The 24,059-nt window shown below is 31.1% G+C and carries 22 protein-coding genes and 1 tRNA gene; 5 read left to right on the top strand and 18 right to left on the bottom strand.

Annotation, left to right across the window (positions count from 1 at the left end; all coding sequences use genetic code 11):
* Positions 1–21: 21 nt before the first annotated feature.
* The 9 genes from gatB to BQ7474_RS04060 all read right to left on the bottom strand — a co-directional run bounded on the left by gatB (position 22) and on the right by BQ7474_RS04060 (position 10,156).
* Complete coding sequence (gene gatB / locus BQ7474_RS04100; protein ID WP_073997719.1) at positions 22–1,440, bottom strand: Asp-tRNA(Asn)/Glu-tRNA(Gln) amidotransferase subunit GatB; 1,419 nt, start codon at positions 1,438–1,440, stop codon at positions 22–24.
* Positions 1,440–2,843: an amidase family protein gene (locus tag BQ7474_RS04095; RefSeq protein WP_073998790.1), complete on the bottom strand. Its 1,404-nt coding sequence runs from the start codon at positions 2,841–2,843 to the stop codon at positions 1,440–1,442. Before BQ7474_RS04095 ends, gatB begins: the two co-directional genes overlap by 1 nt.
* 8 nt (positions 2,844–2,851) lie before the next feature.
* On the bottom strand, positions 2,852–3,130 hold the full coding sequence (gene gatC, locus BQ7474_RS04090) for an Asp-tRNA(Asn)/Glu-tRNA(Gln) amidotransferase subunit GatC (protein ID WP_073997718.1): 279 nt from the start codon (positions 3,128–3,130) through the stop codon (positions 2,852–2,854).
* A gap of 1 nt (position 3,131) precedes the next feature.
* Positions 3,132–5,132, bottom strand: coding sequence for an NAD-dependent DNA ligase LigA (ligA, locus tag BQ7474_RS04085; RefSeq protein WP_073997717.1), 2,001 nt, complete (start codon positions 5,130–5,132; stop codon positions 3,132–3,134).
* Between the two features lie 2 nt (positions 5,133–5,134).
* Positions 5,135–7,330 (bottom strand): ATP-dependent helicase, encoded by a 2,196-nt coding sequence (locus tag BQ7474_RS04080; protein ID WP_073997716.1) that lies wholly within the window; start codon positions 7,328–7,330, stop codon positions 5,135–5,137.
* 89 nt (positions 7,331–7,419) lie between these two features.
* Positions 7,420–7,743: a YerC/YecD family TrpR-related protein gene (locus tag BQ7474_RS04075; RefSeq protein ID WP_044566176.1), complete on the bottom strand. Its 324-nt coding sequence runs from the start codon at positions 7,741–7,743 to the stop codon at positions 7,420–7,422.
* Between the two features lie 118 nt (positions 7,744–7,861).
* Positions 7,862–8,524 carry a type 1 glutamine amidotransferase gene (locus BQ7474_RS04070; RefSeq protein WP_073997715.1) on the bottom strand — a complete coding sequence of 221 codons (663 nt, stop codon included), beginning with the start codon at positions 8,522–8,524 and terminating at the stop codon, positions 7,862–7,864.
* Positions 8,521–9,849, bottom strand: coding sequence for a MurT ligase domain-containing protein (locus BQ7474_RS04065; protein ID WP_073997714.1), 1,329 nt, complete (start codon positions 9,847–9,849; stop codon positions 8,521–8,523). Before BQ7474_RS04065 ends, BQ7474_RS04070 begins: the two co-directional genes overlap by 4 nt.
* Before the next feature lie 37 nt (positions 9,850–9,886).
* Positions 9,887–10,156 carry an acylphosphatase gene (locus BQ7474_RS04060; protein WP_073997713.1) on the bottom strand — a complete coding sequence of 90 codons (270 nt, stop codon included), beginning with the start codon at positions 10,154–10,156 and terminating at the stop codon, positions 9,887–9,889.
* A 273-nt stretch (positions 10,157–10,429) separates the two neighbouring features.
* Between BQ7474_RS04060 and BQ7474_RS04055 the strand changes: the two genes are divergently transcribed.
* The 3 genes from BQ7474_RS04055 (at position 10,430) to BQ7474_RS04045 (ending at position 14,642) form a co-directional block, all read left to right on the top strand.
* Positions 10,430–11,605 carry an IS110 family RNA-guided transposase gene (locus tag BQ7474_RS04055; RefSeq protein WP_073997050.1) on the top strand — a complete coding sequence of 392 codons (1,176 nt, stop codon included), beginning with the start codon at positions 10,430–10,432 and terminating at the stop codon, positions 11,603–11,605.
* A 194-nt stretch (positions 11,606–11,799) separates the two neighbouring features.
* Positions 11,800–14,367, top strand: coding sequence for a heavy metal translocating P-type ATPase (locus tag BQ7474_RS04050; RefSeq protein ID WP_073997712.1), 2,568 nt, complete (start codon positions 11,800–11,802; stop codon positions 14,365–14,367).
* Positions 14,367–14,642, top strand: a complete 276-nt coding sequence (locus BQ7474_RS04045) for a metal-sensing transcriptional repressor (protein ID WP_044566171.1) — start codon at positions 14,367–14,369, stop codon at positions 14,640–14,642. Before BQ7474_RS04050 ends, BQ7474_RS04045 begins: the two co-directional genes overlap by 1 nt.
* 24 nt (positions 14,643–14,666) lie before the next feature.
* Here the strand turns inward: BQ7474_RS04045 and BQ7474_RS04040 are convergent, their stop codons facing one another.
* A complete protein-coding gene (locus BQ7474_RS04040) occupies positions 14,667–15,161 on the bottom strand; it encodes a QueT transporter family protein (protein ID WP_073997711.1) in 495 nt (164 codons plus the stop codon).
* A gap of 119 nt (positions 15,162–15,280) precedes the next feature.
* On the opposite strand from BQ7474_RS04040, the gene BQ7474_RS04035 reads away from it, so the two are divergent.
* Positions 15,281–16,174 (top strand): C39 family peptidase, encoded by an 894-nt coding sequence (locus tag BQ7474_RS04035; protein WP_073997710.1) that lies wholly within the window; start codon positions 15,281–15,283, stop codon positions 16,172–16,174.
* Positions 16,175–16,220: 46 nt separating this feature from the next.
* Positions 16,221–16,296, top strand: a tRNA-Lys gene (locus BQ7474_RS04030).
* A 46-nt stretch (positions 16,297–16,342) separates the two neighbouring features.
* Here the strand turns inward: BQ7474_RS04030 and BQ7474_RS04025 are convergent.
* From BQ7474_RS04025 to BQ7474_RS03995, 8 genes are all read right to left on the bottom strand, one after another.
* Entirely contained in the window at positions 16,343–16,645 is a 303-nt protein-coding gene (locus tag BQ7474_RS04025) for a DUF4298 domain-containing protein (protein WP_073997709.1), read from the bottom strand.
* 1 nt (position 16,646) lies between these two features.
* On the bottom strand, positions 16,647–17,582 hold the full coding sequence (locus BQ7474_RS04020; protein WP_073997708.1) for a serine hydrolase domain-containing protein: 936 nt from the start codon (positions 17,580–17,582) through the stop codon (positions 16,647–16,649).
* Between the two features lie 4 nt (positions 17,583–17,586).
* Positions 17,587–18,759 carry an iron-containing alcohol dehydrogenase gene (locus BQ7474_RS04015; protein WP_073997707.1) on the bottom strand — a complete coding sequence of 391 codons (1,173 nt, stop codon included), beginning with the start codon at positions 18,757–18,759 and terminating at the stop codon, positions 17,587–17,589.
* A 228-nt stretch (positions 18,760–18,987) separates the two neighbouring features.
* Positions 18,988–20,763: a recombinase family protein gene (locus BQ7474_RS04010; protein ID WP_073997706.1), complete on the bottom strand. Its 1,776-nt coding sequence runs from the start codon at positions 20,761–20,763 to the stop codon at positions 18,988–18,990.
* Between the two features lie 55 nt (positions 20,764–20,818).
* Positions 20,819–20,956 carry a hypothetical protein gene (locus BQ7474_RS10680; protein ID WP_004838640.1) on the bottom strand — a complete coding sequence of 46 codons (138 nt, stop codon included), beginning with the start codon at positions 20,954–20,956 and terminating at the stop codon, positions 20,819–20,821.
* Between the two features lie 387 nt (positions 20,957–21,343).
* A complete protein-coding gene (locus BQ7474_RS04005; RefSeq protein WP_073997705.1) occupies positions 21,344–22,735 on the bottom strand; it encodes an ABC transporter ATP-binding protein in 1,392 nt (463 codons plus the stop codon).
* The gene (locus BQ7474_RS04000; RefSeq protein WP_073997704.1) at positions 22,732–23,460 is read right to left on the bottom strand and encodes an energy-coupling factor transporter transmembrane component T; all 729 of its coding nucleotides are present in this window, start codon (positions 23,458–23,460) and stop codon (positions 22,732–22,734) included. Before BQ7474_RS04000 ends, BQ7474_RS04005 begins: the two co-directional genes overlap by 4 nt.
* Positions 23,460–24,050 (bottom strand): MptD family putative ECF transporter S component, encoded by a 591-nt coding sequence (locus tag BQ7474_RS03995; RefSeq protein WP_002840863.1) that lies wholly within the window; start codon positions 24,048–24,050, stop codon positions 23,460–23,462. The genes BQ7474_RS04000 and BQ7474_RS03995 overlap by 1 nt, the downstream gene beginning before the upstream one ends.
* Positions 24,051–24,059 lie beyond the last annotated feature (9 nt).

Genomic DNA, 24,059 nt, shown 5'->3' with positions numbered 1-24,059 from the left:
AAAAAGGAGTGTAACCCACTCCTATTCTCCTATTTTTTCTTTAAGCAATTCATTTATTTCGACAGGATTTCCCTTACCCTTAGTTTTCTTCATAGCTTGGCCTACTAAGAAACCAAAGGCTCTATCTTTTCCATTTTTTATATCTTCAATAGATTCTGGATTTTCAGCTAAAACTTCATCTACAATTTCTTCTAAGAAATTACTATCAGAAATTTGTAGTAGATTTCTGTCTTCAGCTAATTTTTCAGGATCCTCGTTTGATTCGAAAATTTCTCTTAGAAGTTTTTTAGCAACATTATTGTTGACTTTATTATCCTTGGCAAGGTTAATTAGCTTAGCGAAGTTTTCAATTGATAGGTTCATTTGATCTGCTGATATTTCATTTTCATTAAGTCTTCTAGATAATTCTGTAAGTATCCAATTTGCTACTATTTTTGGATCTTTTATTATTTTATTAGTTTCTTCAAATAAATTAGCAAGGTTTCTATCATTTGCTAAAAGGTTAGCGTCGTATTCACTTAAAGAGTATTCTTTAATGTATCTTCTTTCTTTTTTGTTTGGGAGTTCTGGTAGATTATTTTTTAAATTTTCAATGAAGCTGTCTTCAATTTTTATTTCAGGTATATCTCCATCTACTGAAAATCTATAATCATTTTCAAGAAGTTTATCACGCATGTGGATTGTTTGAAGCTTTTCATCATCCCAACGTCTAGTTTCTTTTATTCCACTTTCTCCAATTGCTAAAAGTCCCCTATGACGTTCTTCTTCAAATGCTAGAGCATTTTCTATAGCCTTTATAGAGTTCATGTTCTTGATTTCAGAGATAGCAGTCTTATTACCAGTTTCTTCGTCAACCATATTTATATTGACATCCACACGCATAGAACCTTGAGCCATTATACAATCAGAAATCCCTAAAAATTTTAAAGTTGATGCTAATGTTTCTACAAATTCACGAGCCTCATCTGGTGAATTTATGTCAGGTTTTGTTACTATTTCAATCAATGGAACTCCTGCTCTGTTATAGTCCATAAGAGCTCTATTTTCCTCATCATGGTTAGACTTACCAGTATCTTCTTCCATATGAATTTCTATAAGACCAATTTTTTTACCATTTTTAAGCTCTATATATCCATTAGTAGCAAATGGTTTGTCAAATTGTGTTATTTGATAGCCTTTAGTTAAGTCTGGGTAGAAATATTTTTTTCTATCCATTTTTTGATCTTTAGCTATATCGCAATTAAATGCAAGACCTGCGGTAATAGCAAGTTCAACTGCCTTTTTATTTACTACAGGAAGCGCACCAGGATGACCTAAACATACTGGGCATACATGAGTATTTGGTACTGCTCCAAATTCATTTTTACAGGAGCAAAACATTTTTGTTTTTGTAGATAATTCTACGTGGATTTCAAGTCCTATTATTGTTTTTGTAGTCATTATTCCTCCTCTAAAAATCCTTGTGCAGCATTGATAATGCTATTATCATCAAATCTATCTCCTATGAATTGGATAGATCCTGAAATTCCATCTCTTACTGGAACGGAAATACCACACATTCCAGCCAAATTTACAATTACGTTAAAACCATCAGCTCTGAAATCGCTTAGTGGATCATCGTTATTCTCGCTGATTTTTGGTGGTAGATTAGTTGTTGTTGGAGTAACAATCAAATCTAATTCTTTGAAATACTCTTCAAGTTCTTCTTTTATCAATGTTCTAAGTTGTAGACCTTTTTTATAGATTTTTTGACCATCGTTGGCAGATAGATACATAGTACCTAGGGCAATTCTTCTTTGGACCTCTTCTCCCAAACCTTCCGATCTTGATTTTACGAAAAGTTCATTTACATCCTTATAATCTTTAGTTTGATGGCCAAATCTCACACCATCAAATCTGCTCATATTGGAAGAAACTTCACAACTCATTACAACATTGTAAACAGGATTGGCAAATTTAGCATATTTTAATTCTATTTCAATTAATTCTGCTCCAAGTTTTTTGAGTCTATCTAGGGCATTATGGTAGTCATTTTTTACTGTATCATCAATACCATTGTATAAGTGACTCTCTGTGGAGATATATCCAATTTTTTTGCCTTTAAAATCATAGCTTTCTTTTTGGTAAACATATGGCTCTAGTATAGAGGTCATATCATGTTTATCAGCAGATGAAGATACACTAGCCAAAGTCCTTAAATCATCGATATTTTTTGCAAACAATGAAACTTGATCTAGGGTATTTGACATAGATACTACACCATACCTACTCATTAGAGAGTAAGTTGGTTTGTAACCAATTATATTTGTATATGATGCTGGACCCCTAACTGATCCACCTGTATCTGTTCCAACTGATACTAGAACATCATCACTTGATACGGATACGGCTGATCCTGATGAAGATCCACCTGGGATTCTTTCAGTGTCCAAATTATTTTTTACTATACCAAAATATGATGTTTTTGAACTTGCTCCCATAGCAAATTCATCCATATTAGTTTTTGCTATTATAATAGCATCTTCTTTCAAAAGATTTTCTATGACTGTGGCATTATATATTGGTGTGAAATCTTCAAGCATTTTTGATCCACAGGTCATTTTCATATTTTTATATGAAATATTATCTTTAATAGTGATTGGCAGACCAAATAACTTGCCAAGTTCTTCGCCACTTTTAAGTTTTTCTTCTAGGTACTCAGCTCTTTTCAAGCTATCTTCTTCGTCATAAGAAATATATGCGTTATATTTGTTTTCTTTTATTTTTTCTAAAGTTTCTTTTGTATATTGGCTTACTGAGATTTCACCAGATTTAAACTTATTTACTAAATTTTCTATATTCATCATTTCCACTATAACTTCCAATCCAATCTAAAATATCCAAATTCTTTATCACCAGCATTTTTAAGAGCTTCATCTCTTGAAATTTCTTCAAAAATCTCATCCTCTCTAAATACTGCTTTGTGATTATAAATACTTTCTGTCATAGGAACACCTTCAGTATCTACATCAAAAATCCCCTCAATAAAATCTAATACTTGATTGAATTTTCCAGTTATAGACTCCAAATCCTTACCTTCTAGGCTCAGATTGGAAAGATTATAAATCTTTTCAACTTCTTTAGTATCCATATTACTTCCCTTCTAGTTCGTTCATAAATTCCTTTAGTTCATTGCCTTCAATTATCTTAATATCTAAACTTTTTGCCTTATCAAGCTTGGAACCTGCGTTTTCCCCACAAATTAAAGCGTCAGTTTTTTTTGAAACAGAGCCTGTGACTTTGCCCCCATTTTTCTCAATTAATTCTTTAACATCATCTCTTTTGTAGTTATCAATAGTTCCAGTAATTACATAGGTTAAAGATTCTAGCTTATTTGTTGAATCCTTATTGATATCTTCATTTATCTTTATTCCTTTTGATAAGAGCAAGTCAATTGCTTCATTGATATTTGTATCAGCAAAAAATTCCACAATGTTTTCTGCCGTTATTTCTCCAATGTCTGGGATTTGTGTTAATTCACCAGCTTCTGCTTTTCTTAGACTAGCAAAATTTTTAAACTTACTTGCTAAATCTCTAGCTGTTCTCTCCCCTACATTTGGTATACCAATTGCATATATAAATCTATTTAAATCAACATCTTTACTAGCTTCAATTGCATCTAATAGATTCTTTGTTTTCTTAGGACCAAAACGTTCTAAATCAATAAGATCATCATAGGTAAGATCGTAGAGATCATAAACTTCTTTTATACCAAGTTCATCCATTAATTGACCAATGGTTTTTTCAGAAAGTCCCTCAATATCCATGGCATTTCTAGATGCAAAATGTTCAATCCTGGCTAGTAGTTGTGGAGTACAAGATAAAGAGTTTGGGCAAATAATATGAACATTTCCCTCTATTAACTCACTGCCACAATACGGACAATGACTTGGCTTTTCTATTACTTTTGTACCCTCTTGATTTTCATCAACAACTCCCAGTATTTCTGGAATAACGTCATTTGACCTTCTTATAAATACTCTTGACCCAAGTTTAACTTTTTTTCTTAATATATCATCATAATTATTTAATGTTGCACGAGATACTGTGACTCCTGAAAAATCAACTGGTTCAAGAATAGCAGATGGTGTAACTTTTCCAGTCCTTCCAACATTCCAAACCACATCTAAAAGCGTTGTTGTGTATTCTTCAGCTTCAAACTTATAAGCCAGTGACCATCTTGGAAATTTGTTTGTATAACCCAAAGCTTGTTGAGTTTTCTTATCATTAATCTTAATTACAACGCCATCTGTTAAGATGTCCAAAGTTTTGCGTTCTTCTTCTATTTTATCTAATTCTTTGATTATTTCATCATAAGTTTTAACTTTTTTATGGTAGGGATGAACGATAAAACCTTGATCCTTTAAAAAATCTAACATTTCTTCTTCAGTATCAAATTCTAGATTTGTAGTTGAAATATTGTATATATAGGCTGTTAAATTTCTTTTTTTTGTTTCATTTGTATCTAGATTCCTGAGAGCTCCAGCCGCTGCATTTCTAGCATTTTTTAGCTGAAATTCATTTTCCTTATTATATCTTTCTAGCTCAGATAATGGCATCAAAGCTTCACCTTGAATTTCTAAAAGTGATTTCTCCTTGATAGTTCTGGGCACTGATTTTATAGTATGTACCTGGGCAGATATCTCTTCTCCAACACTGCCATTACCCCTAGTAGCTGCATTTATTAATTTACCATCTTCATAAGTTAGGTTAATTGTTAGACCATCAAATTTATATTCTAAGATGTATTCTATATCATCAAGCTTATCTTCGTGGCTTTCATTATAAGTATCACGAAGTCTATTTATTCTTCCTATCCAGTTTTCTAAATCTTCAAATGACTGGGCCTTATCCTGAGAATATAGCCTTGAAATATGAAAGTGTTTCTCAAACTTTTCTAGTACTTGTCCACCAACTTTTTTGGTAGGCGAATTGTCTGGAGAAAATCCGGTTTCTTCTTCAAGTTCTTTTAACCTATCGTATAGTTTGTCATATTCACCATCTGAAACCAAGGGTGCATCGAGGGTGTAATAATGATAGTTTAATTCTTCTATTTTTTCTATTAATTCATTAATTTCTTCTATTTTTCCCATAATCACACCTTTATTATTGGAGCATAGTCCTGGTTAAGTTTTTTTAATCCCTTTTTTTCAAAAGCAACAACCAACTCATTACCATCTTCATTTTCTTTTATCTGAACAATCATGCCCTGGCCCCACTTTGAATGCATTACCTTGTCTCCAATTTTGTAGTTTTCATCATTTTTTTTATGTGCTTTTAACTTTGTATCAAGTACTGATTGTCTTGTCTTTTCCCTCATATAATCTTCATTTGATGCTCTTTCAAAAGATTTAGAGGTGAATTGTCCAATTGATGAATTTTCTAATTCATTTATATTTTCTCTGATTTCGTCAATAAAACGAGATGGCTTGTAGTATATTGGCTTCCCATAGGCTCTACGAACTTGACTACTAGTTAAGTATAACTTTTCCCTAGCTCTTGTAATTCCTACATAAAACAATCTACGTTCTTCCTCAATATTTCCTTCATCAATGGACCTTTTGCCTGGAAACAATCCTTCATCCATGCCAACCACAAAAACAACCGGGAATTCTAGTCCCTTTGCCGCATGCATGGTCATTAGGTAAACTGATTGGTCACTGTCTTCAGTTTTTTCCAAGTCAGATATCAAGCTTAAATTTTCTAGATAATCATATATTGTATCTTCTGGATTATTTTCTTCGTATTCGCTAGCAGCTGATATAAACTCATTTATATTATCAATTCTAGACCTATCTTCAACAGAATAGCTAGATTCAAGGGCCTTTAGATAGCCAGATTTTTCTAAAGTTTCATTTATTAAATCTGTGATTTTATACTTATCCACATTATCAAATATGTCGCTTAGTGGAGTGTAAAACTTTTTTGCTAAATTTTTTAGCCTATCTGATAGTAGATAGTCATAAAGAGGATTTCTTATAAGATCTAGGATGGATATTTCGTTATTAGTAGCGATCTTCTCCATTTGTTCAATACTCTTATTTCCAATACCTCTTTTTGGTTCATTTATTATTCTTTTTAAAGCCAAATCATCTTTAGGATTGACAATAATTTTTAGATAAGAAATCAAATCCTTGATTTCTTTCCTATCATAGAATTTAAGTCCACCAACTACCTTGTAGTCAATCAGATTTTTCATAAGAGCTTCTTCAAATGACCTAGACTGGGCATTAGTTCTATATAAAATCGCAATATCCTCTAAGCCATAACCTTGATTTTGTAGACTTTTAATCTCATCAACTACAAATTTACTTTCTTCGCTTTCAACAGAGTTGCTCTTATATATAACTTCATCACCGTTATCATTATCTGTCCACAATTTTTTATCCTTACGATTTATATTATTTACAATCAAAGAATTTGCAGTATTTAGTATATTTGAAGTTGACCTATAATTTTGCTCAAGCTTAATTAGCTTAGCATCTTCAAAGTCTTTTTCAAAGTTAAGGATATTATTAATATTCGCTCCCCTAAAAGAATATATTGATTGGTCAGCATCTCCTACGACTACAACATTATTATGGTAGCCAGCAAAGTACTTTATTAGTTCATATTGGGACTTATTTGTATCTTGGTATTCATCCACATATACATAAGAAAATTTGTATTGGTAATACTTTAACATTTCTTTATCTTTAGCAAATAAATCCAGTACTTTTTCAATCAAATCGTCAAAATCTAGAGCATTGTATTCAAACTTTCTTTTTTCATATAGCTTATATATTTCGTAATACTCATTCTTATTCTGATAGTAACCATCTATAATTAGAAATTCTTTTGGGCTAATAGATTTATTTTTTAGAGAAGAAATTAAATTTTGGGCACTTCTAGGACTAATTGTGTCTTTATAACCTAATTCATTTATTATATCTTTAATTAAGGTTTTCTGATCATTAGTATCATATATAGTAAAATTTGATGTATATCCTATTTTTTCAATGTTCATCCTCAAAATTCTTGCGCAAATTGAATGGAAAGTTCCTATCCATAAATGACTTACGTCCATATTTAATAGATTTGAAATCCTATACTTCATTTCATTTGCTGCTTTATTTGTGAAAGTTATTGCTAAAATATTTCTTGGATCCACATTTTCATTTTCGATTAAATTTGCTATGCTAGTAGTCAATACGCGAGTCTTACCACTTCCTGCTCCTGCCAATACCAGCAAGGGGCCATTTTTATGTAATACGGCTTGTTTTTGCTTATCATTTAATCCTTCAAATTCCATAATTAAATCCTTCCTACCTATTAATTATACTACAAAAAAAGAGTGGCATAAGCCAACTCTTATATTGTATCTTAGAAATCTATTATTTTCTATTTATTATTTTCTCTTTGTTTCTTTAAATCTTTTTCTATAAGCTTATCCAAAACAAGGTCATAACCACTTAGACCATAATTTAATGATCTATTAACTCTAGAGATAGTTGCAGTAGATGCCCCAGTTTCTTCTTCAATTACATTATATGTTTTTCTTATTTTTAGAAGCTTAGCTACGTGTAACCTTTGAGCTATTGATTGAATTTCTCTAGCTGTACATATATCTGTAAAAAAACTATAACATTCATCAACATCTTTTAGCATCAAGATTGCTTCAAAAAGCTCATCAGTTTGTTCATTTCTTAATTTTGAATCTGTCATATTCCCCCCTAAAAAGGTATTTTCTTTTCTTTATTAGTATACTACATTATTTTTAAATTGGTATAAATTTTAAAAAGTATTTAACTAATAAATTTATGCTTATTTTATACTAAAGTATTTATCTGCTTGAATTGGCATTTTTTTCTATCAAGTTAAACAAATTCTTGCATAATACTTCATTTCTGGCAAGTAAAGGTCCGTGAAGATAGGTACCAATAGTATTTTTGTATCTAAATCCTTCTGTCTTGTCTGATCCGTTGTTTCCATTTCCATCCAATACAATGGCAAAGGGGTTTTGATCTTCTGATAAAAATGTAACACCACCGTGATTTTCAAAACCTTCGTAGATATCTCCTGATAAACTGTCCTTTATTTTTATGGGTCCTGTGAATCTTTTACTATTTTCTTGATTCTTAGTATAGTGAGGGAATATTGATAACCCTTTTATCTTGTTGTTGTAAGCATCATAATAATACTTTCCTAACAACTGATAGCCACCGCAGATAGCAAGTAATACTCCATCATTTTCAATAAATTCTTTAAGTTTGTTAGCCTTATCTCCTAGATCTTTTTGAACTATTGATTGTTCGTAGTCTTGACCCCCGCCAAAAAATACAAAGTCATAATCATTAGGATTAAAATCATCACCTACAGTAACTATCTTGGTATTTACTTCATAGCCATTTTTGTGGGCTTCGTGGCTAATAGCCATAACATTTCCAATATCTCCATAGGTATTTAGTAAATTACCATAGAGGTGGCATATATTTATTCTTTTCATAAACCTAATACCTCCCTTAGTTTTAACATAGCTGTGTAGGTTGATAATACATAGATGTTTCGTGTCTTAGAATTTTTAATTACAGCATTAATTTCTTTTTCGTAATCAAATTCAGAAATTTCACCATCAAATATTTCTGCTATTTCTAAACGCCTTTTCATGTCTTTTTTTCTAATACCTGAAACGTAAATATCTTTGATATCTAGGTCTTTTAATTTTTCATAATATGAATCATAAATCCAACTAATATCAGTTCCATCGGCATATTTGTCATTCAATAGGCAAATTAGAGATATTTCCTCTTTTTCTAACATCATAAGATCTATTATTTGATTTAGACCAGTAGGATTTTTCACTAGATTTATAGTTAAATTTTTACCATCAATAACTACATTTTCCTGCCTACCAAATACATTTTTTTGACTTTTTAAGCCATCATAAATTTCTTTATCACTTAGTCCTAGTTCTTTTGCAACACTAAGAGCAGCCAAGGCATTGTATACATTATATAAGCCACCAACATTAACTTCGTATTTGCTACCATCTACTAGAAATTCAGAATAATTAGCATCTAGCTTTATAAGCTCATCTATGCTATATGTGATCTCAGGTGTATGGAAATCGCAATTTGGGCAAGCATAATCACCCAAAGAAGCATAATTATTTAATCTGTATTTAAGTACGCTATGGCAGTTTGGACACAATATCCCATCTGAATTAAGTTCTGCGTCAAGCTCATAGTAATCACTAGCCTTTGAATAATCTCTTATTGCAAAGTAAGACTTGTTAAAATCTTTCATTTCTTTATAATTAAATATAGGCAGATCTCCATTGGCAATTATTTTTGCATCTGGCATAACTTTCATTCCATCAATTAGCTTAGCGTAAATATTATAGATTTCGCCAAACCTATCCATTTGGTCTCTAAATATATTTGTAAATACGACATAATCAGCCTTTATATTTTTACCAATTTTAACTAGATTAGCCTCATCAACTTCTAGTACTGCTATTGTATCTTCCTTAGCAGGATTATCTAATAATGTTGTGATAATACCCTGAATCATATTTGATCCAGATTCATTTGTATAGACCTTGTCATATCTTTGTTTAAGTATGCTTACTAAAAAATGAGTTGTCATAGTCTTTCCGTTTGTTCCTGTCACGAAAATAAATTTGGTGTTTTTTGATAACTCATCTAGTATATCTTTATCTAATTTATAAGCTACATATCCTGGCAGACTAGTGGCATTATGTTTTGTAAGCCTAAGACCTGCCCTAACTATTTTTGCTATTACTTTTGAAAATTTATTTTTAAAACTCATAGTTTTAATATATCTTATAATAACAGTTAATCAATAGTTAGCCAATTATATCAAAAGAATTTTCGTCTTCAATTATATCAACTTCAGTTTTATCGATAGATTCAATCCTAATAAATCTTTGGTTTTCTAGTTCATATATGAATCTTTCTATACTCTCTACTTTTCCTTGTACATAAGATTCTACATCATAGTTATATAAGTTTTTGACACTTCCTGTTAGATTTAATCTATCTGCAATCATCTTTGCAGTAAATCTAAAACCAACTCCCTGAACTCTTCCTTTAAACAAAATCCTATATCTTTTCATAAGTTCCTCCTCGTATATTATAGTTGTAGTATTTAATACTACTTTTTGTTCTCTATCCCACTTTCTTGTGGGATAATAATTGTATAGATAGAGGTCGTAGATTTCCTCCTTGAAGCTAGTCTTCCTTAAAAAGGGTTACGCCTCTTCTTTACGTCTTTATCAGTATGAGCTGGATAGCACATTTCGTTGCTGTATGTCTAACGAGGTTTGATTGTCGTAAAGTTATTGAGGGTTCTTTCTCTATCTAAATTTATATTTAAGCTAGGTGATTTTATGTTTTACATTGGTGTTGATATTGCAAAGAACAACCACGAAGCCTCAATAATTGATTCTAATGGGAAACTTGTTTCTGAGTCTTTTTCTTTCTCTAATTCTATTAGGGGTTTAGAGAAGTTTCAGAAATTTATTTCCTCTTTTTCGATTGATTCTAACAATTGTATTATTGGTATGGAAGCTACTGGGCATTATTGGCTTTCTCTTTATTCTTTCTTGATTGATTTAGGTTTTTCTTGTGTTGTTATTAATCCCATTCAGTCTGATGCTTTTAGAAAGATGTATATTAGACAGACTAAGAATGATTCTGTTGATTCTTTTGTTATTGCTCAAATTCTTAGGTTTGGTGAGTTTTCTGTTTCTCATTTTTCTGATGAGGATACTTTTGCTTTAAGAAATCTTTCTAGGTTTAGGTTTGCTCTTGTTGATGAAGCTTCTGATTGGAAAAGAAAGCTTGTTGCTATTTTAGATCAGGTTTTCCCTGAGTATTCTTCGCTTTTTTCTAATATTTATGGTGTTGCTTCTAAAGAGCTTTTGAGTAAGTTCCCTTTACCTGAAGATATGATTTCTATTCCTGCTGATGAGCTTGCTAAGATGTTGTCTAAGTGTAGTAAGGGGCACTTTGGCCTTGATAAGGCTAAAGAAATTCAAGAGAAGGCTTCTAATTCTTTTGGTGTTAAGTTTGCTTTGAAGTCTTTTTCTTTTCAAATTAAACAGATTATTGCTCAAATTTCTTTTCTTGAAGATCAGATAGCTGATATTGAAGATGAAATTTCTTCTATGATTAATTCTTTATGCCCTGTTATTACTTCTATCACTGGTATTGGCGATATCTTAGGTGGTGCTATTTTCTCAGAAATTGGTGATATTTCTCGTTTTGAGAGAGCTAACCAGTTAGTTGCTTATGCTGGTTTAGATGTTGCTGTTAAGCAATCTGGTAATTTTAATGCAACCGATACGAAGATTTCTAAGCGTGGCTCTCCTTATCTTAGACGTGCTATTTGGCTTGCTGCTAGTGTAGCTGCCTTTAAGGACCCTGCTTTGTCTGTTTACTATCAAAAACTTAGACAAAGGGGTAAGGCTCATGGTACAGCTATTGGTGCTGTTGCTAGAAAACTTACTAACATAATTTTTGCAGTTTTAAGAGATAACAAAACTTACGTACCGAATATTTAGTTGTTATTTAATTTTTCTAAGCCTAAATTTTTAGGCTTGTTTGACGTGCATTAAATTTCAAGATAAATTATTTTTTATTTTCTCTTGACATTTGATAGCTGGTCTATTTATTTTTAGATACCCTAGCTTGACAAAAATAACTAAAAATTGTTTAGTAATACTAACACCCCCTATGGGTGTTAGAAGGAGGTTAGATGAAACAACGTTATGATGTAACAGGCATGACATGCTCCGCTTGCCAGGCTAATGTTACAAGAGCTGTAAAAAAGCTCGGTGTAAATGATGTCAATGTTAATCTTATCAACGAATCTATGAGTGTTGATTATGACGAAAGCATGATTTCAGATGATGATATAATAAATGCTGTAGAAAATATCGGCTATGGAGCTAGTTTAAAATCATCAGATACACCAAAAACAAGTGAGAAAAAAAATGAAGATACATTAGAAGATGAAACTAAACATAGATTAAAAGTATCATTTGCTTTTCTGATTCCACTTATGTATCTAGCTATGGGACCAATGGTAGGATTACCAGTTTTTGACTTTATTACAGGCCCTGAGGGTGCTTTAAATAATGCATTTTTACAGTTCTTGCTAAGTATTCCTGTTATATTCGTAAATAGAAAGTTCTTTATATCAGGATTCAAGGGTTTAGTAAATAAGGCTCCTAACATGGATACCCTAGTAGCCTTAGGCTCTAGTGCAGCAACAGTTTATGGGATATTCTCAATAATGCGTATGGCCTATGGTTTAGGCATTGGGGATTTTGATTTAGTTCATACCTATATGCACAGTTTATACTTCGAGTCGGCGGCAACGATTCTGACCCTAATAACCCTAGGAAAATATTTTGAGGCAAGATCTAAAGGTAAAACTAAGGCGAGTTTAGAAAACCTTATGAACCTTGCTCCAAAGAAAGCTACCAGGATTGTTGATGGTAAACACGAGATTGTTGATGTAGATCAAATTAATAAAGGGGATATCATCTTAATCAAGCCTGGTGATTCTATACCAGTTGATGGTGTCATTGTAGAAGGTTCTTCAGTTGTTGATGAATCTGCTATTACAGGTGAATCTATACCAGTAACTAAAAGTATTGATGACCAAGTAGTGACAGCTACCATAAATAAAGATGGATCGTTTAAGTTTAAGGCAACTGCTGTAGGTGAAGATACTACTTTATCCCAAATCATTAACCTAGTTAATGAAGCTAACGAAACAAAGGCTCCTATTGCAAAAATGGCAGATAAGATTTCAGCTGTATTTGTACCAGTTGTGATTATTATCTCCATACTTACTTTTGCTATATGGATGCTTTTAGGTTATGACTTCGAGTTTGCCTTAAATCTTATGATCGCGGTACTAGTTATATCATGTCCTTGTGCACTGGGTCTTGCTACACCAATGGCAATAATGGTATCTACTGGTAAATCCGCTGAGCTTGGACTATTATTTAAAAACGCAGAATCCTTAGAAAATTTACACAAGGTAGATACAATACTTTTAGATAAAACTGGAACTATTACTGAAGGAAAGCCTGTTGTTACCGATATAGAAACAAGTATGGGTGAAAAAGACTTCTTAGAGCTTGCTACAAGTATAGAAAGTTCATCAGAACACCCATTAAGTACAGCTATTACTTCTTATGCAGGTGAAAATAATATACACCCAGTTAAGGTTGGTGAATTTAATGCTATATCCGGTAAGGGTATCAAAGCTATAATAGATAATAATACTTATTTTGCTGGTAACCTTAGGTTGATGACGGAAGAAAATATTGACCTCGCTAATTATAAAAATATTGCTGAAAAATATGCAAGCCAAGGCAAAACTTCTATGTACTTTGCTGATCAAAGTCAAGTAATTGGTATTATAGCTGTAAAAGATGTTGCTAAAAACACATCTAAAATTGCAATTGATGAGCTTAAGAATTTAGGTTATGAAGTAACTATGGTAACTGGAGATAATAAAACAACTGCTGAAGCAATTAGATCTGAGCTTAATATAGATAAAAAATTTGCTGAAGTTCTTCCTCAAGATAAAGATAAAGTTGTGAAAGAACTCCAAGATATGGGTAATAAAGTAACCATGGTAGGTGATGGTATAAATGATGCACCAGCGCTTGCCAGAAGTGATATAGGTATGGCTATTGGTAATGGTACTGATGTTGCTATAGATTCAGCCGATGTAGTTTTAATGAGAAATTCATTGCTTGATATAGTTAGTTCAATTGAACTATCTAAGGCAACCATTAAGACCATAAAGCAAAATCTATTTTGGGCATTCTTCTATAACGTAATACTAATCCCACTTGCAGCTGGTTTACTATATCCAAGTTTTGGAATTACCTTAAATCCAATGTTTGCAGCCTTTGCTATGAGTATATCATCAGTATTTGTATGTCTTAACTCACTAAGGCTAAGAGGTTTTAAGCCTCAATTTAAAAACGAAAATAAAATAAGAGAAATCGAAAAACTTCAAAATAAAGAAGAAAATAAACTAAGAGAAAATGTAAATAAAGGAGAAGAAAAAATGGCAGAAACAAACAAATTATTAGTAAATGTAAATGGAATGACCTGTAACCACTGTAAGGCAAACGTAGAAAAAGCTCTAAAAGGCCTATCCTTTGTAGAAGATGCTGAAGTAAACCTAGATGCTAAAAACGCAGAAGTTAAATATTTTGGATCAGCAGATGAAGAAGCAATTAGAAATGCTATAAGTGAAGCAGGTTATGAATATAAGGGTATCGAATATAAATAATGCATGCTGATAAAGCAAAAACCATAAGAAAATTAAAAACTGTCGGTGGACAAATCGATGGATTAATAAAAATGGTTGAAGATGATAGATATTGTATAGATATAAGTAATCAATTGATGGCATCAATTTCCATATTAAAAAATGTAAATAAAGATGTTCTTAGAGGACACCTAGAGCATTGTGTATATGATGCTATTAGTAATGAAGATAAGGAAGATGGCCTAAAGAAAATAGAAGAAATTGAAGCTATAATTGATAAACTAAATAAAATATAAGAAAGCTCCCAGTCGGGAGCTTTTTTAAAATTCTGTAATAATTTTCATAAAACCAGTATTTTGTTCTAGGATTTTAAAAATAATAACAGCAATGATAGAAACCATTACAAATTCACTTGCCATAAATGAGAATAGCATAGTTATAAATGCTCCTGAGTTATCTAGCAATAGGTAAGTTCCAATTGCTGGTACAGAAACCATAAGTACTGGAAATAAAGATGCTACAAATAACTTATCTGTCTTCTCCATCAATCTAAATGCAATGTATGAAGATAAAGTACCAAATATAACATCAAACCATGCCATTGGGCTAAATAGATTTGCTATAGCACATCCTAATACTAGTCCTGGTATGTATTTTCTATTATAGAAAACTAATAGTACTAAAATTTCTGAAAACCTAAATTGTATAGGTCCGTATTGTGGCATAGGCACAACTAAAGTTAGTACTGCGTAAAGTGCAGCAACTACTGCAGATCTAACCAAAAAATTAGTATCTTTTGTAAAATTCTTATTCATTTTTCTCTCCTTGATATTTTTTATAATGGGTGCCAAGAAACATTACCGACTCATTATATCATAAATTTTATATTTATCACAGATATTGAAGCAAATCTTTATAGTAGTAAAGTAATCTTATGAAAAAATATCTAATAATAGCTCTTCTCATTCCCCTATTAACATCTTGTTCTAGAGATGACATTAGAGAGAATGAAGGCATAGTTAATGAAGAAAATTTAAATATTCTTACAAGCATAAATGAGCTTGCTATTGATACATTTATTCCAAAAAAGGAGCTTACTCTTAATAATGATCTAGACAATTACCAAAATATCAATCCAAAACTTAAGTCTGATAACAAAGAGGAACTTAAAAAAAATATAGGATCATGGATTGGTGAAAATCCAAAAGCAAAGTGGATTTATGAAAACTTTGATGATTTGAATAATATAGATGCATATTTGGCAGGTAACGATGAGGACACAATTGAATTCGTTTATAATATGAACAACGGACTTACTAACTTCCCAAACACACCTGGCCAATCAGTCGACTTAGGACGAAAAACCCCATACTACATCCAATGGGATAATAGATGGGCATACAATGATTTAGGTGATAGAAATATTGGAATTAGTGGCTGTGGTCCTACATCTATGGCTATGATTTTATCTAGGTTAAAGAAAGATAGTTCTATCACGCCTGATAAAATAACAGTAGATGCTAAAAATTATATGGGCAATGAAGGAATTTCTTGGAACTTTTTTTATGATGGAGCAAAAAAATATAATTATAAAATAGAAGATGTTTCCTTAAATGAGGAAGCTATGAAAAAAGCTTTGGACAAGGGTCCCCTATTAGTTTCTGTAAATAGAGGATACTTCACTCTATTTGGGCATATTTTTGTAATAGACTCATACAAAGATGGCAAGTTTCTTATAAATGACCCAAATAGTATAAGAAATTCTAAGATAGAATGGACATTTGATCAAATAAGTAATCAAATTGTAAAAATTTGGTCCATATATTAACTTGACAAAAATATAATGGTGCTATATAATAGAAAAGTATTCTTTAGTACCATTAGCTCAGTTGGTAGAGCACCTGACTCTTAATCAGGGTGTCCAGAGTTCGAGCCTCTGATGGTGCACCAAATATAAATAAGACCTTAGCACTAGTGCTAAGGTCTTATTTTTTTATTATTTATCTTGGATTATATCATTTGCAAGATCTAATAAATCTTTTGCCATAAAATAATTGTCGCCTAATAGATCGTATATTGCATCTTCTGTAAGTATACCTTGTATAATATCGTCTGGTATCTCCCCTTTATTAGATGCATCATAATCTTTCATAAATTCTTCAGAGTAATAATATTTTTCTAGTTTATTTAATTCTTTTTGATGATCTTTAAATTCCTCTAAAGATTTAGCTAGATTTTCAATTAATTCTTTGTGGTCTTCATAAATTTTTGTGTATTGGTCAATGTGTTTGTAGTCCATTTTATCTCCTATCTTCATAAATAATATTTATCAAATTATCAATATCAGTTTTTATTTGGTAGCTTCTACTGTCAGAACAAGAATTTGTAGACACTATTAGTAGGTCCAAGTCCTTTAAAAGAACAATAAGTTGTCCTCCAGTTCCTGATGCAAATACTACCCCCTTTTCAGATATCCACATACCATAACCATAGTAGTCTTCAGAAATATATTCTCTTTTAACCTCATTTATGGATTTTTGGTAGGGTTTTTGCATCAAATCTATATACGCGCTATCCACTATCTGCAAGTTGTTATATAGGCCCTTGTTTATTATAACTTGTCCTATTTTTAACATATCGTAAGCATTTAAATTTATTTTTGTAGCACCTGCAATATAGTCACCAAGTTTTCCCCGTGACCTATCATTTATACCCAAAGGTTTTAATAATTCTTCATCTACAAAATCAAATAGATCATATTTTATATACTCCTGCATAACTATAGCTAAGAGATAGTAACCTGCGTTTGAGTAGAGAAAGTGACTTCCAGGTTTATAATAAAGTGGATAATTTACTACATAGGCAAATAAGTCATCATAATCACTTTCTATTATATCTTTGCTATATAGGAACAAGTCTCTGTATCCTGTAGTATGAGTGAGTAGATGTTTTACTTTAATTTCCTTAAGATAAGATAAATTCTCTTTGTTTTCTAGCTTTATCTTATCTTTAATAATTGGATATATATAAGTATCTAGGTTAAATTTTTCCTTACTTTGGTTAATTAAAATCCCACATGTTAAGGATAAGACTGTTTTTGATATTGATCTAACATCAAAAACTTTATCTTTTGCAAATTCTATGGTCTTATTGTTTTTATTGTCAAAAATAATTATACTTTCAGAAGAATCACCTTTATTTACAATATCTTTGGCTAATTTTTCAATATCTACCATATATTTATAGGGCCATCTTATATATCTTTAGTATATCTTCTTCTTTTAGAAGTTTAAATCCATCTATTTGAGGTTTTTCTCTATTATTTACACAATTTTTCGCCATTATAGGAAGATCTTCTTCGCTAAATCCTTCAGCTCTTAAGTTTTCTGGTATACCAATTGAAATAAAGAATTCTCTTAGAGCATCTATAGCCTTTTTAGCATCATCCATTGGAGAGCCTGTCTTTTCTATATCAAATACATTATATCCAAATGTGGCAATTTTTTCGCTTGTCTCATCATCCAAGCAATATTCTAGCCAATAAGGAGTAAGTATTGCAAGTCCTACGCCATGAGTTATATCTCTTAGGGCAGAAAGTTCGTGTTCAATTGGGTGAACTGACCAAGCTGTAGATTTACCAGCATTTAGAAGGCCGTTGATTGCCCAGGTATTTGCCCAGATTAAGTTGGCACGAGCTTCATAATTTTCTGGTTCTTTAAGCGCTATAGGTCCGTATTTTATACAAGTTTTTAAAATAGCTTCTGCAAATCTATCATCTAAATATGCCCCATCGTTTAAAGTGAAATAATTTTCCAAAGTATGGCTTATTATGTCACAAGTTCCTGCTGCTGAATGATATTTGTTTACACTGTAGGTATACTCTGGATTTATTAGAGCAAATTTTGGTCTTGCATATTCTGAGCCCCAACCTAATTTTTGTCCAGTTTCTTCGTTAGTAATTACAGATCCTGCATTCATTTCTGATCCTGTAGCAGCAAGGGTCAAAATACTTCCTAAAGCAATACCATCATTAGGTTTTTCTTTGCCTATAACTATATCCCAAGGATCAGCAGATGATTTTGCACCTACTGCAATAAGCTTGGCAGAATCAATAGTAGATCCACCACCAACAGCAAGGATAAAGTCAATGTCATTATCTTTGGCAATCTTAACACCTTCACGAACTTTATCTATTCTTGGATTTGGAACTATTCCTGACAGCTCAAAAACTTCAATTGAATTTTCATCAAATAACTTAATTATATCATCATAAAGACCAATCTTTTTTATGCTATTTCGTCCATAAACCAAAATAACTTTACTACCATATTTTTTAATCTCCTCCGGCAAATTTTTAAGTTGTTTTTTTCCAAATAGAACCTTTGTTGGTATGTTAAAAATAAAATCGTACACAATATCTCCTTTGTAAATTAATCTCTATTAATATTTACCCTATCTTTGTCTTTATCAATAATAAAACCACAAGAATTTACTATCAATCTCATAAAATAAATCAGACCCTGATTTGGACTCTAACATACCTCAGCTTGTATCTTCACTAATTATACTATTTCAGTTATTTTATATTTTTAAATATTTTCTAACAATTTTTACTTAGTTCTATAATACATGTCTTAGTTTCTAGTTAACAAACAGATTGCCTCCACATGCGTTGTCTTTTGCTTGGGAACATAATTTTTTATCCTCGTCATTCTTGCAGGAGCACAATTTATCAATATCATTGTCTTTGGCATTTTTTCTTTTATCTTTGAAATCACTAGAATCTTGACTATCTTTAACTCCTGTTTTGAAATAGAATGTTAAGTCATAAGGATGAATTGTTCCGTCTTTGTCAATTCTTCCAACCACAACTTTATCAACTATGCTTTCAAATACTGTTCTGTTAAATTCCTCTATAATTTCTTTATTTTCTAAGACCTTTTTAAATTGCTTTAATCTTTCTTTAATAGAGTTTTCATCTTTTATCGTTAGTTCCAATGTTTTCTTTTCATCAAGTAATTCTTCTTTTTGTTTTGTTAGTTTTTTATACTTTTTAGCATAAACTTCTTCGTCTATACTATCTTCTAAATGCAGATCAACTAACTTTCTTTCTTGACTAATGATTCTGTTTAATTGGTTTTCTAACTTTTTCAAATCTTTGACTAAAGTATTATCATTTATTTCTTCTTCTACAATTTTTAAAAAGTCATCTATTACTGTTGAATCTGCATGGCATAATTGTCTGTAGCTTTCAACAAAAGCTTTTTCTATCGCTGCTTCTTGTATTCCTTTTGAATGAGGGCAATATTTTTTACCTTTTTTTGTTGACTTTACACATTGCCAGTTAATTTTTTTATAAATTGAACTTGTATGCCATGTTCTTCTTGAAAGTATCTCTCCACAAAATCCACATTCTAACATACTTGAAAAAGCGTATTGCCTTGATAGTTTTTCTCTCTTCCTATCCTTATTAGCAATTGTGTTTCTGTTTTGTGCTCTTCTTAGTCTAATCTCCTGTGCTTTTTCAAAATCTTCTCTTGATATAATTGGCTCGTGATGATTTTCAATATGATATTTATCAGATTCACCAAAGTTTGCTAGTCTTCTTTTTGTTATGGGATCAACTGTGAAGGTCTTTCCCATTAGTATATCGCCAATATACTTTTCATTTTTAATTACTCCTAACACTGTAGTGTCAGACCATTTTGTTTTACCTCTAGGAGTGAGATATCCTTGTTCTTCTAGTTCCCTACCAATGACCGAACCACCATTGCCTTCTAAATATCTTTTAAAGATATATCTAACAATCTTAGCTTCTTCTTCATTTATAGAGACACTTTTTGTTATAGGGTCATAGTCGTATCCAAGGCAACCTTGAAAACCAATAAGCTCCCCTTTTTCCATTTTCATTTTTAGTCCTTTTTTCACATGGGCTGAGGTATTTTCTACTTCTTGTTGAGCTACTGAACTTAATATTGTTAATAGTAGCTCTCCATCCATTGTCAAAGTATCTATATTTTCTTCTTCAAATACTACACCAACATTATTTTCCTTTAATAATCTTACATATTTCAAAGTATCTAATGTGTTTCTAGCAAATCTTGATATAGATTTTGTTATTATCATATCTATATCTCCATTTTGACAATCGCTAATCAGTCTCATGAAATCAGCTCTTTTAGTAGCAGTTGTTCCTGTTGTTGCTTCATCTGCGTATATACCAGCTAAAGTCCAGTTCTTATTGTTTTTTATTAGATTTGTATAATAATCAACTTGCGATTTGTATGATTCAAGTTGGTCTTTACTATCAGTGCTAACTCGACAATATGCTGCAACTCGTTTTAAATCTAAATGTAGTGCATTTCTATTTCTTGCTCCTGTATTTGAAGCTTTTATTAATTTTACTTTAGTATTCATTTTACCTCCTTCCCATTTTGTATCTTTCTACAGTGTTATTATATCACAAATTTAACTACTTTCTATCTCTCTTCTTATAATCATTTTCTATTCTATTTTTTATTTTTGTATATTCCTTATCATTAATTAATTTAAGATCATAAAGTCTACATAACATAGCAACTCTCATACTATAAATCTTTATTGCTTGCATTTTACCTCCTATGTAAATTATTTTTTTACCTTGATAAGTGGATTAAATTTGAAATATGCTAATCTCACATAATCAATTTCAAGAATATTCACACTTCAAAGTATTTTGATTTTTATAGAAAGATGATAAAACACCCCTCACTTTATAAAGTGAAATTTGCCCTCTTTGGTAACCAGAATTTTTATTTTTTTATAGTATTTTTGAGTTTTAATAATTAATTTGAATATAAAAAATGAGGACTTATGCTATTAGGCATAAATCCTCAAAAATAAAAAAATATTATAAAGTTTATATTATGGAGTATCATGAAAAATACTATTTACGACTTCTCGTTTTTCTTGCTTATTTATCATGTGTCCCTCTTGTAATTTACTAATGTATGCATTTTCATAAGTAAGTAAAATCAATCACTTTATCACAAACTGACTCTAAAAACTCAACATCATGTGATATTATTAAAATCAACTTATCTTCTTCTTTTACTTTCTTTATGTTTTTAGCTACTATTTTCATATTTCTATAGTCTAATCCACTGGTTGGTTCATCGAAAAATAGAATTTTCTTGTCGGATAGTAAAGCGGATAAGATAATTACTCTCTGTTTTTGTCCTCCTGACAAGGTGTGAGGATTCCTATCACTGATATTTTTCAATTCCATATCTTTTAGCCAACTATCTAAAACATAATCATCTTTAATATTTGATGTTAATACTATTTCATCTTTAACGCTATCTGTGAATAACTGACAGTTCACTTCCTGCATAATAAGCAGGCTCTCATTTAGCCTACCTTTTATATTTAAATTCTCATCATATTTTAAAATTTTACCTTTATTTTCTTTGTATAAGCCACATATGATTTTTGCTAATGTAGACTTCCCAATTCCATTTTCTCCAACAATCCCAATAATATTCCCATAGCAAAATTTAAGATCCTCAATGGACAAAATTATTTTGGTATTTCTTTTGAATATCAGATTTTTTAACTCTAATACAGTCCCTTTATTTGAAGTTTCAAAATCATCAAATCTTTCAATAGCTTTATAATCAGAATGCCTAAGTCCTGTTCTCATTCGTTCATCTTCACTTAGATTTTCAATTTCGTCCATACTATATTCTCTGATGATTTTTCCATCCTCTAAGTATATTGCTCTATCAACAATGTCTTTTAAATACCACAACCTATGTTCTGCAATAATAATAGTTTTTCCTAAAGATTTAAGCTTTTTTATTGTAAGCGATAATTCTTTCATTGACTTTATGTCTAAGCTTGAAGATGGTTCATCAAGAATAAATATCTCAGGGTTTAATGCGTAAATGCTTGCTATAGCAATCTTCTGCTTCTCTCCTCCAGAAAGATTGAATATATTTTTATTCATCAAGTTTTCAAGATGAAGCTCTTTTTCAACTTCTTCAATCCTTTTGTTAATTACTTCTCTTTCTATTCCGTAATTTTCTAAACCAAAAGCAATTTCATCGGTTGTATTGGTTGTATAAAACTGTGTTTTAGGATTTTGAAAAACCGAGCCTACATTATTAGATAATTTATAAATTGGTGTGGTAAATGTATTCATACCATTGACCATAACGCTGCCAGAAATGTCCCCATCATAAAACTCAGGTATTATGCCATTCATAAGCTTTAATAGAGTGGACTTTCCACAACCACTCCTACCACACAGAAGAATGCATTCCCCTTTTTTGATTTCCAAATTTATATCTTTTAATGAGTAATCAGATCCTCCCTTATACTTAAAACTTAATTCTCTAATTTCAATCATAATTCCCACCCTGATACTTTCATAAATATTACTATTGATAAAATTAAAATCATAAGAATTAGAACACCAATATCATTTTTTCTAAACTTAATTAGGTGTCTACTTGTTTTGTTAACAGGAGCATCGAGTCCCCTTATAATGGCTGATTGAGAGAGCTCATCCCCAATTTCTATTACACTTACGAATAATGGTACAAAAAAATATTCCATAATTAATGTTGGTTTTCTTGTTAAATTTATTAAGTTAAAATTAATACCTCGAGTTTTCATCGCCATATTTATATGGCTCCATTCGTCTTTAATAGTAGGCAAACATCTAAATATTACAGAAATCATTATGAGGGAGTCTTTTGAAAGTTTTATTTTTTGTAAAGTTGCCACTGCACTGGAAACAGATGTTGAATTTAAAATCCATTTACCCACGATAATACATGGCAGAAATTTTCTTCCAATTGCCAAGATAAATAAAATTAAATTCAAAAGAAAATTCATACTAAAATAGTCTAAAGATTTTTCCAATACTACACTTATTACAAAAAATAAAATATACCTTATAGCGGATTTTTTATAACCATCGCTAATAATGATGACAAGGAAAAATAATGTAATAAGGCTTTGATAAATCCAATCAAACCCTAAAAAAATTAAAATATTCGCACCTATAAGCAAGATAAGTTTTGTTCGGAGGTCATATTTTGACCCCAGAACAAACTTTGAATTTTCCATTATAAAACTCCTGCGGATTCCAACTTTTTATTTAATATTTTTTTTGTAAAATAAGAACCAATCAAAGAGAATATAAATGTTCCTATAATCATAACTGGTAACATCCATATCGGTGTCCATGCCCTTACTGTGTTACAAAAGCTTTGATCTAAGCCACCTTTTATTACACTTTCAAAAAATGCTTCTCTCATAACCCAAATTGGTAAAAATCCTCCAAATAAGTTTAGAGAAAAAAACATATGACTAATTGTATTTTTCTTAAAGTCTGTATAATTCCCACCTTTTGCTATGAACATAGCAATTATTCCGGCAGGCACTGCCACTAATGGTGCAATTGGAATATGTCCAGTTGCAACTAATAAAATACTTGGTAATATAGCTGCGATTACAATAGCAGTGGCTGACTTTGTTTTTGCAAGAAGCATATGATAGGTTGGTGCAGCAAGTAGTGCTACAAGCATAGGCATTAGTAAAAACAAAACAGGGACAGGCATAGATATTACCCCAATAACTGCATATGTTACAAAGTAAAGTGCAATTAAAACACCAGCTGTAACTGCATTTTTTGATGATTTCTTTTGTGTTTTCATAAGTTTCCT

Origin of the sequence: Anaerococcus urinomassiliensis, assembly GCF_900128425.1 — a bacterium.
GTDB classification, from domain to species: domain Bacteria; phylum Bacillota; class Clostridia; order Tissierellales; family Peptoniphilaceae; genus Anaerococcus; species Anaerococcus urinomassiliensis.
Note: the sequence above shows the minus strand (reverse complement) of the source record. Positions and strands in the feature narration are given on the sequence as shown.

Bases quoted from the DNA above. Each gene is read 5' to 3' on its own strand.
- gatB (WP_073997719.1), bottom strand. From the start codon at position 1,440: ATGACTACAAAAACAATAATAGGACTTGAAATCCACGTAGAATTATCT.
- BQ7474_RS04095 (WP_073998790.1), bottom strand. From the start codon at position 2,843: ATGAATATAGAAAATTTAGTAAATAAGTTTAAATCTGGTGAAATCTCA.
- gatC (WP_073997718.1), bottom strand. From the start codon at position 3,130: ATGGATACTAAAGAAGTTGAAAAGATTTATAATCTTTCCAATCTGAGC.
- ligA (WP_073997717.1), bottom strand. From the start codon at position 5,132: ATGGGAAAAATAGAAGAAATTAATGAATTAATAGAAAAAATAGAAGAA.
- BQ7474_RS04080 (WP_073997716.1), bottom strand. From the start codon at position 7,330: ATGGAATTTGAAGGATTAAATGATAAGCAAAAACAAGCCGTATTACAT.
- BQ7474_RS04075 (WP_044566176.1), bottom strand. From the start codon at position 7,743: ATGACAGATTCAAAATTAAGAAATGAACAAACTGATGAGCTTTTTGAA.
- BQ7474_RS04070 (WP_073997715.1), bottom strand. From the start codon at position 8,524: ATGAAAAGAATAAATATATGCCACCTCTATGGTAATTTACTAAATACC.
- BQ7474_RS04065 (WP_073997714.1), bottom strand. From the start codon at position 9,849: ATGAGTTTTAAAAATAAATTTTCAAAAGTAATAGCAAAAATAGTTAGG.
- BQ7474_RS04060 (WP_073997713.1), bottom strand. From the start codon at position 10,156: ATGAAAAGATATAGGATTTTGTTTAAAGGAAGAGTTCAGGGAGTTGGT.
- BQ7474_RS04055 (WP_073997050.1), top strand. From the start codon at position 10,430: ATGTTTTACATTGGTGTTGATATTGCAAAGAACAACCACGAAGCCTCA.
- BQ7474_RS04050 (WP_073997712.1), top strand. From the start codon at position 11,800: ATGAAACAACGTTATGATGTAACAGGCATGACATGCTCCGCTTGCCAG.
- BQ7474_RS04045 (WP_044566171.1), top strand. From the start codon at position 14,367: ATGCATGCTGATAAAGCAAAAACCATAAGAAAATTAAAAACTGTCGGT.
- BQ7474_RS04040 (WP_073997711.1), bottom strand. From the start codon at position 15,161: ATGAATAAGAATTTTACAAAAGATACTAATTTTTTGGTTAGATCTGCA.
- BQ7474_RS04035 (WP_073997710.1), top strand. From the start codon at position 15,281: ATGAAAAAATATCTAATAATAGCTCTTCTCATTCCCCTATTAACATCT.
- BQ7474_RS04025 (WP_073997709.1), bottom strand. From the start codon at position 16,645: ATGGACTACAAACACATTGACCAATACACAAAAATTTATGAAGACCAC.
- BQ7474_RS04020 (WP_073997708.1), bottom strand. From the start codon at position 17,582: ATGGTAGATATTGAAAAATTAGCCAAAGATATTGTAAATAAAGGTGAT.
- BQ7474_RS04010 (WP_073997706.1), bottom strand. From the start codon at position 20,763: ATGAATACTAAAGTAAAATTAATAAAAGCTTCAAATACAGGAGCAAGA.
- BQ7474_RS10680 (WP_004838640.1), bottom strand. From the start codon at position 20,956: ATGCAAGCAATAAAGATTTATAGTATGAGAGTTGCTATGTTATGTAGA.
- BQ7474_RS04005 (WP_073997705.1), bottom strand. From the start codon at position 22,735: ATGATTGAAATTAGAGAATTAAGTTTTAAGTATAAGGGAGGATCTGAT.
- BQ7474_RS04000 (WP_073997704.1), bottom strand. From the start codon at position 23,460: ATGGAAAATTCAAAGTTTGTTCTGGGGTCAAAATATGACCTCCGAACA.
- BQ7474_RS03995 (WP_002840863.1), bottom strand. From the start codon at position 24,050: ATGAAAACACAAAAGAAATCATCAAAAAATGCAGTTACAGCTGGTGTT.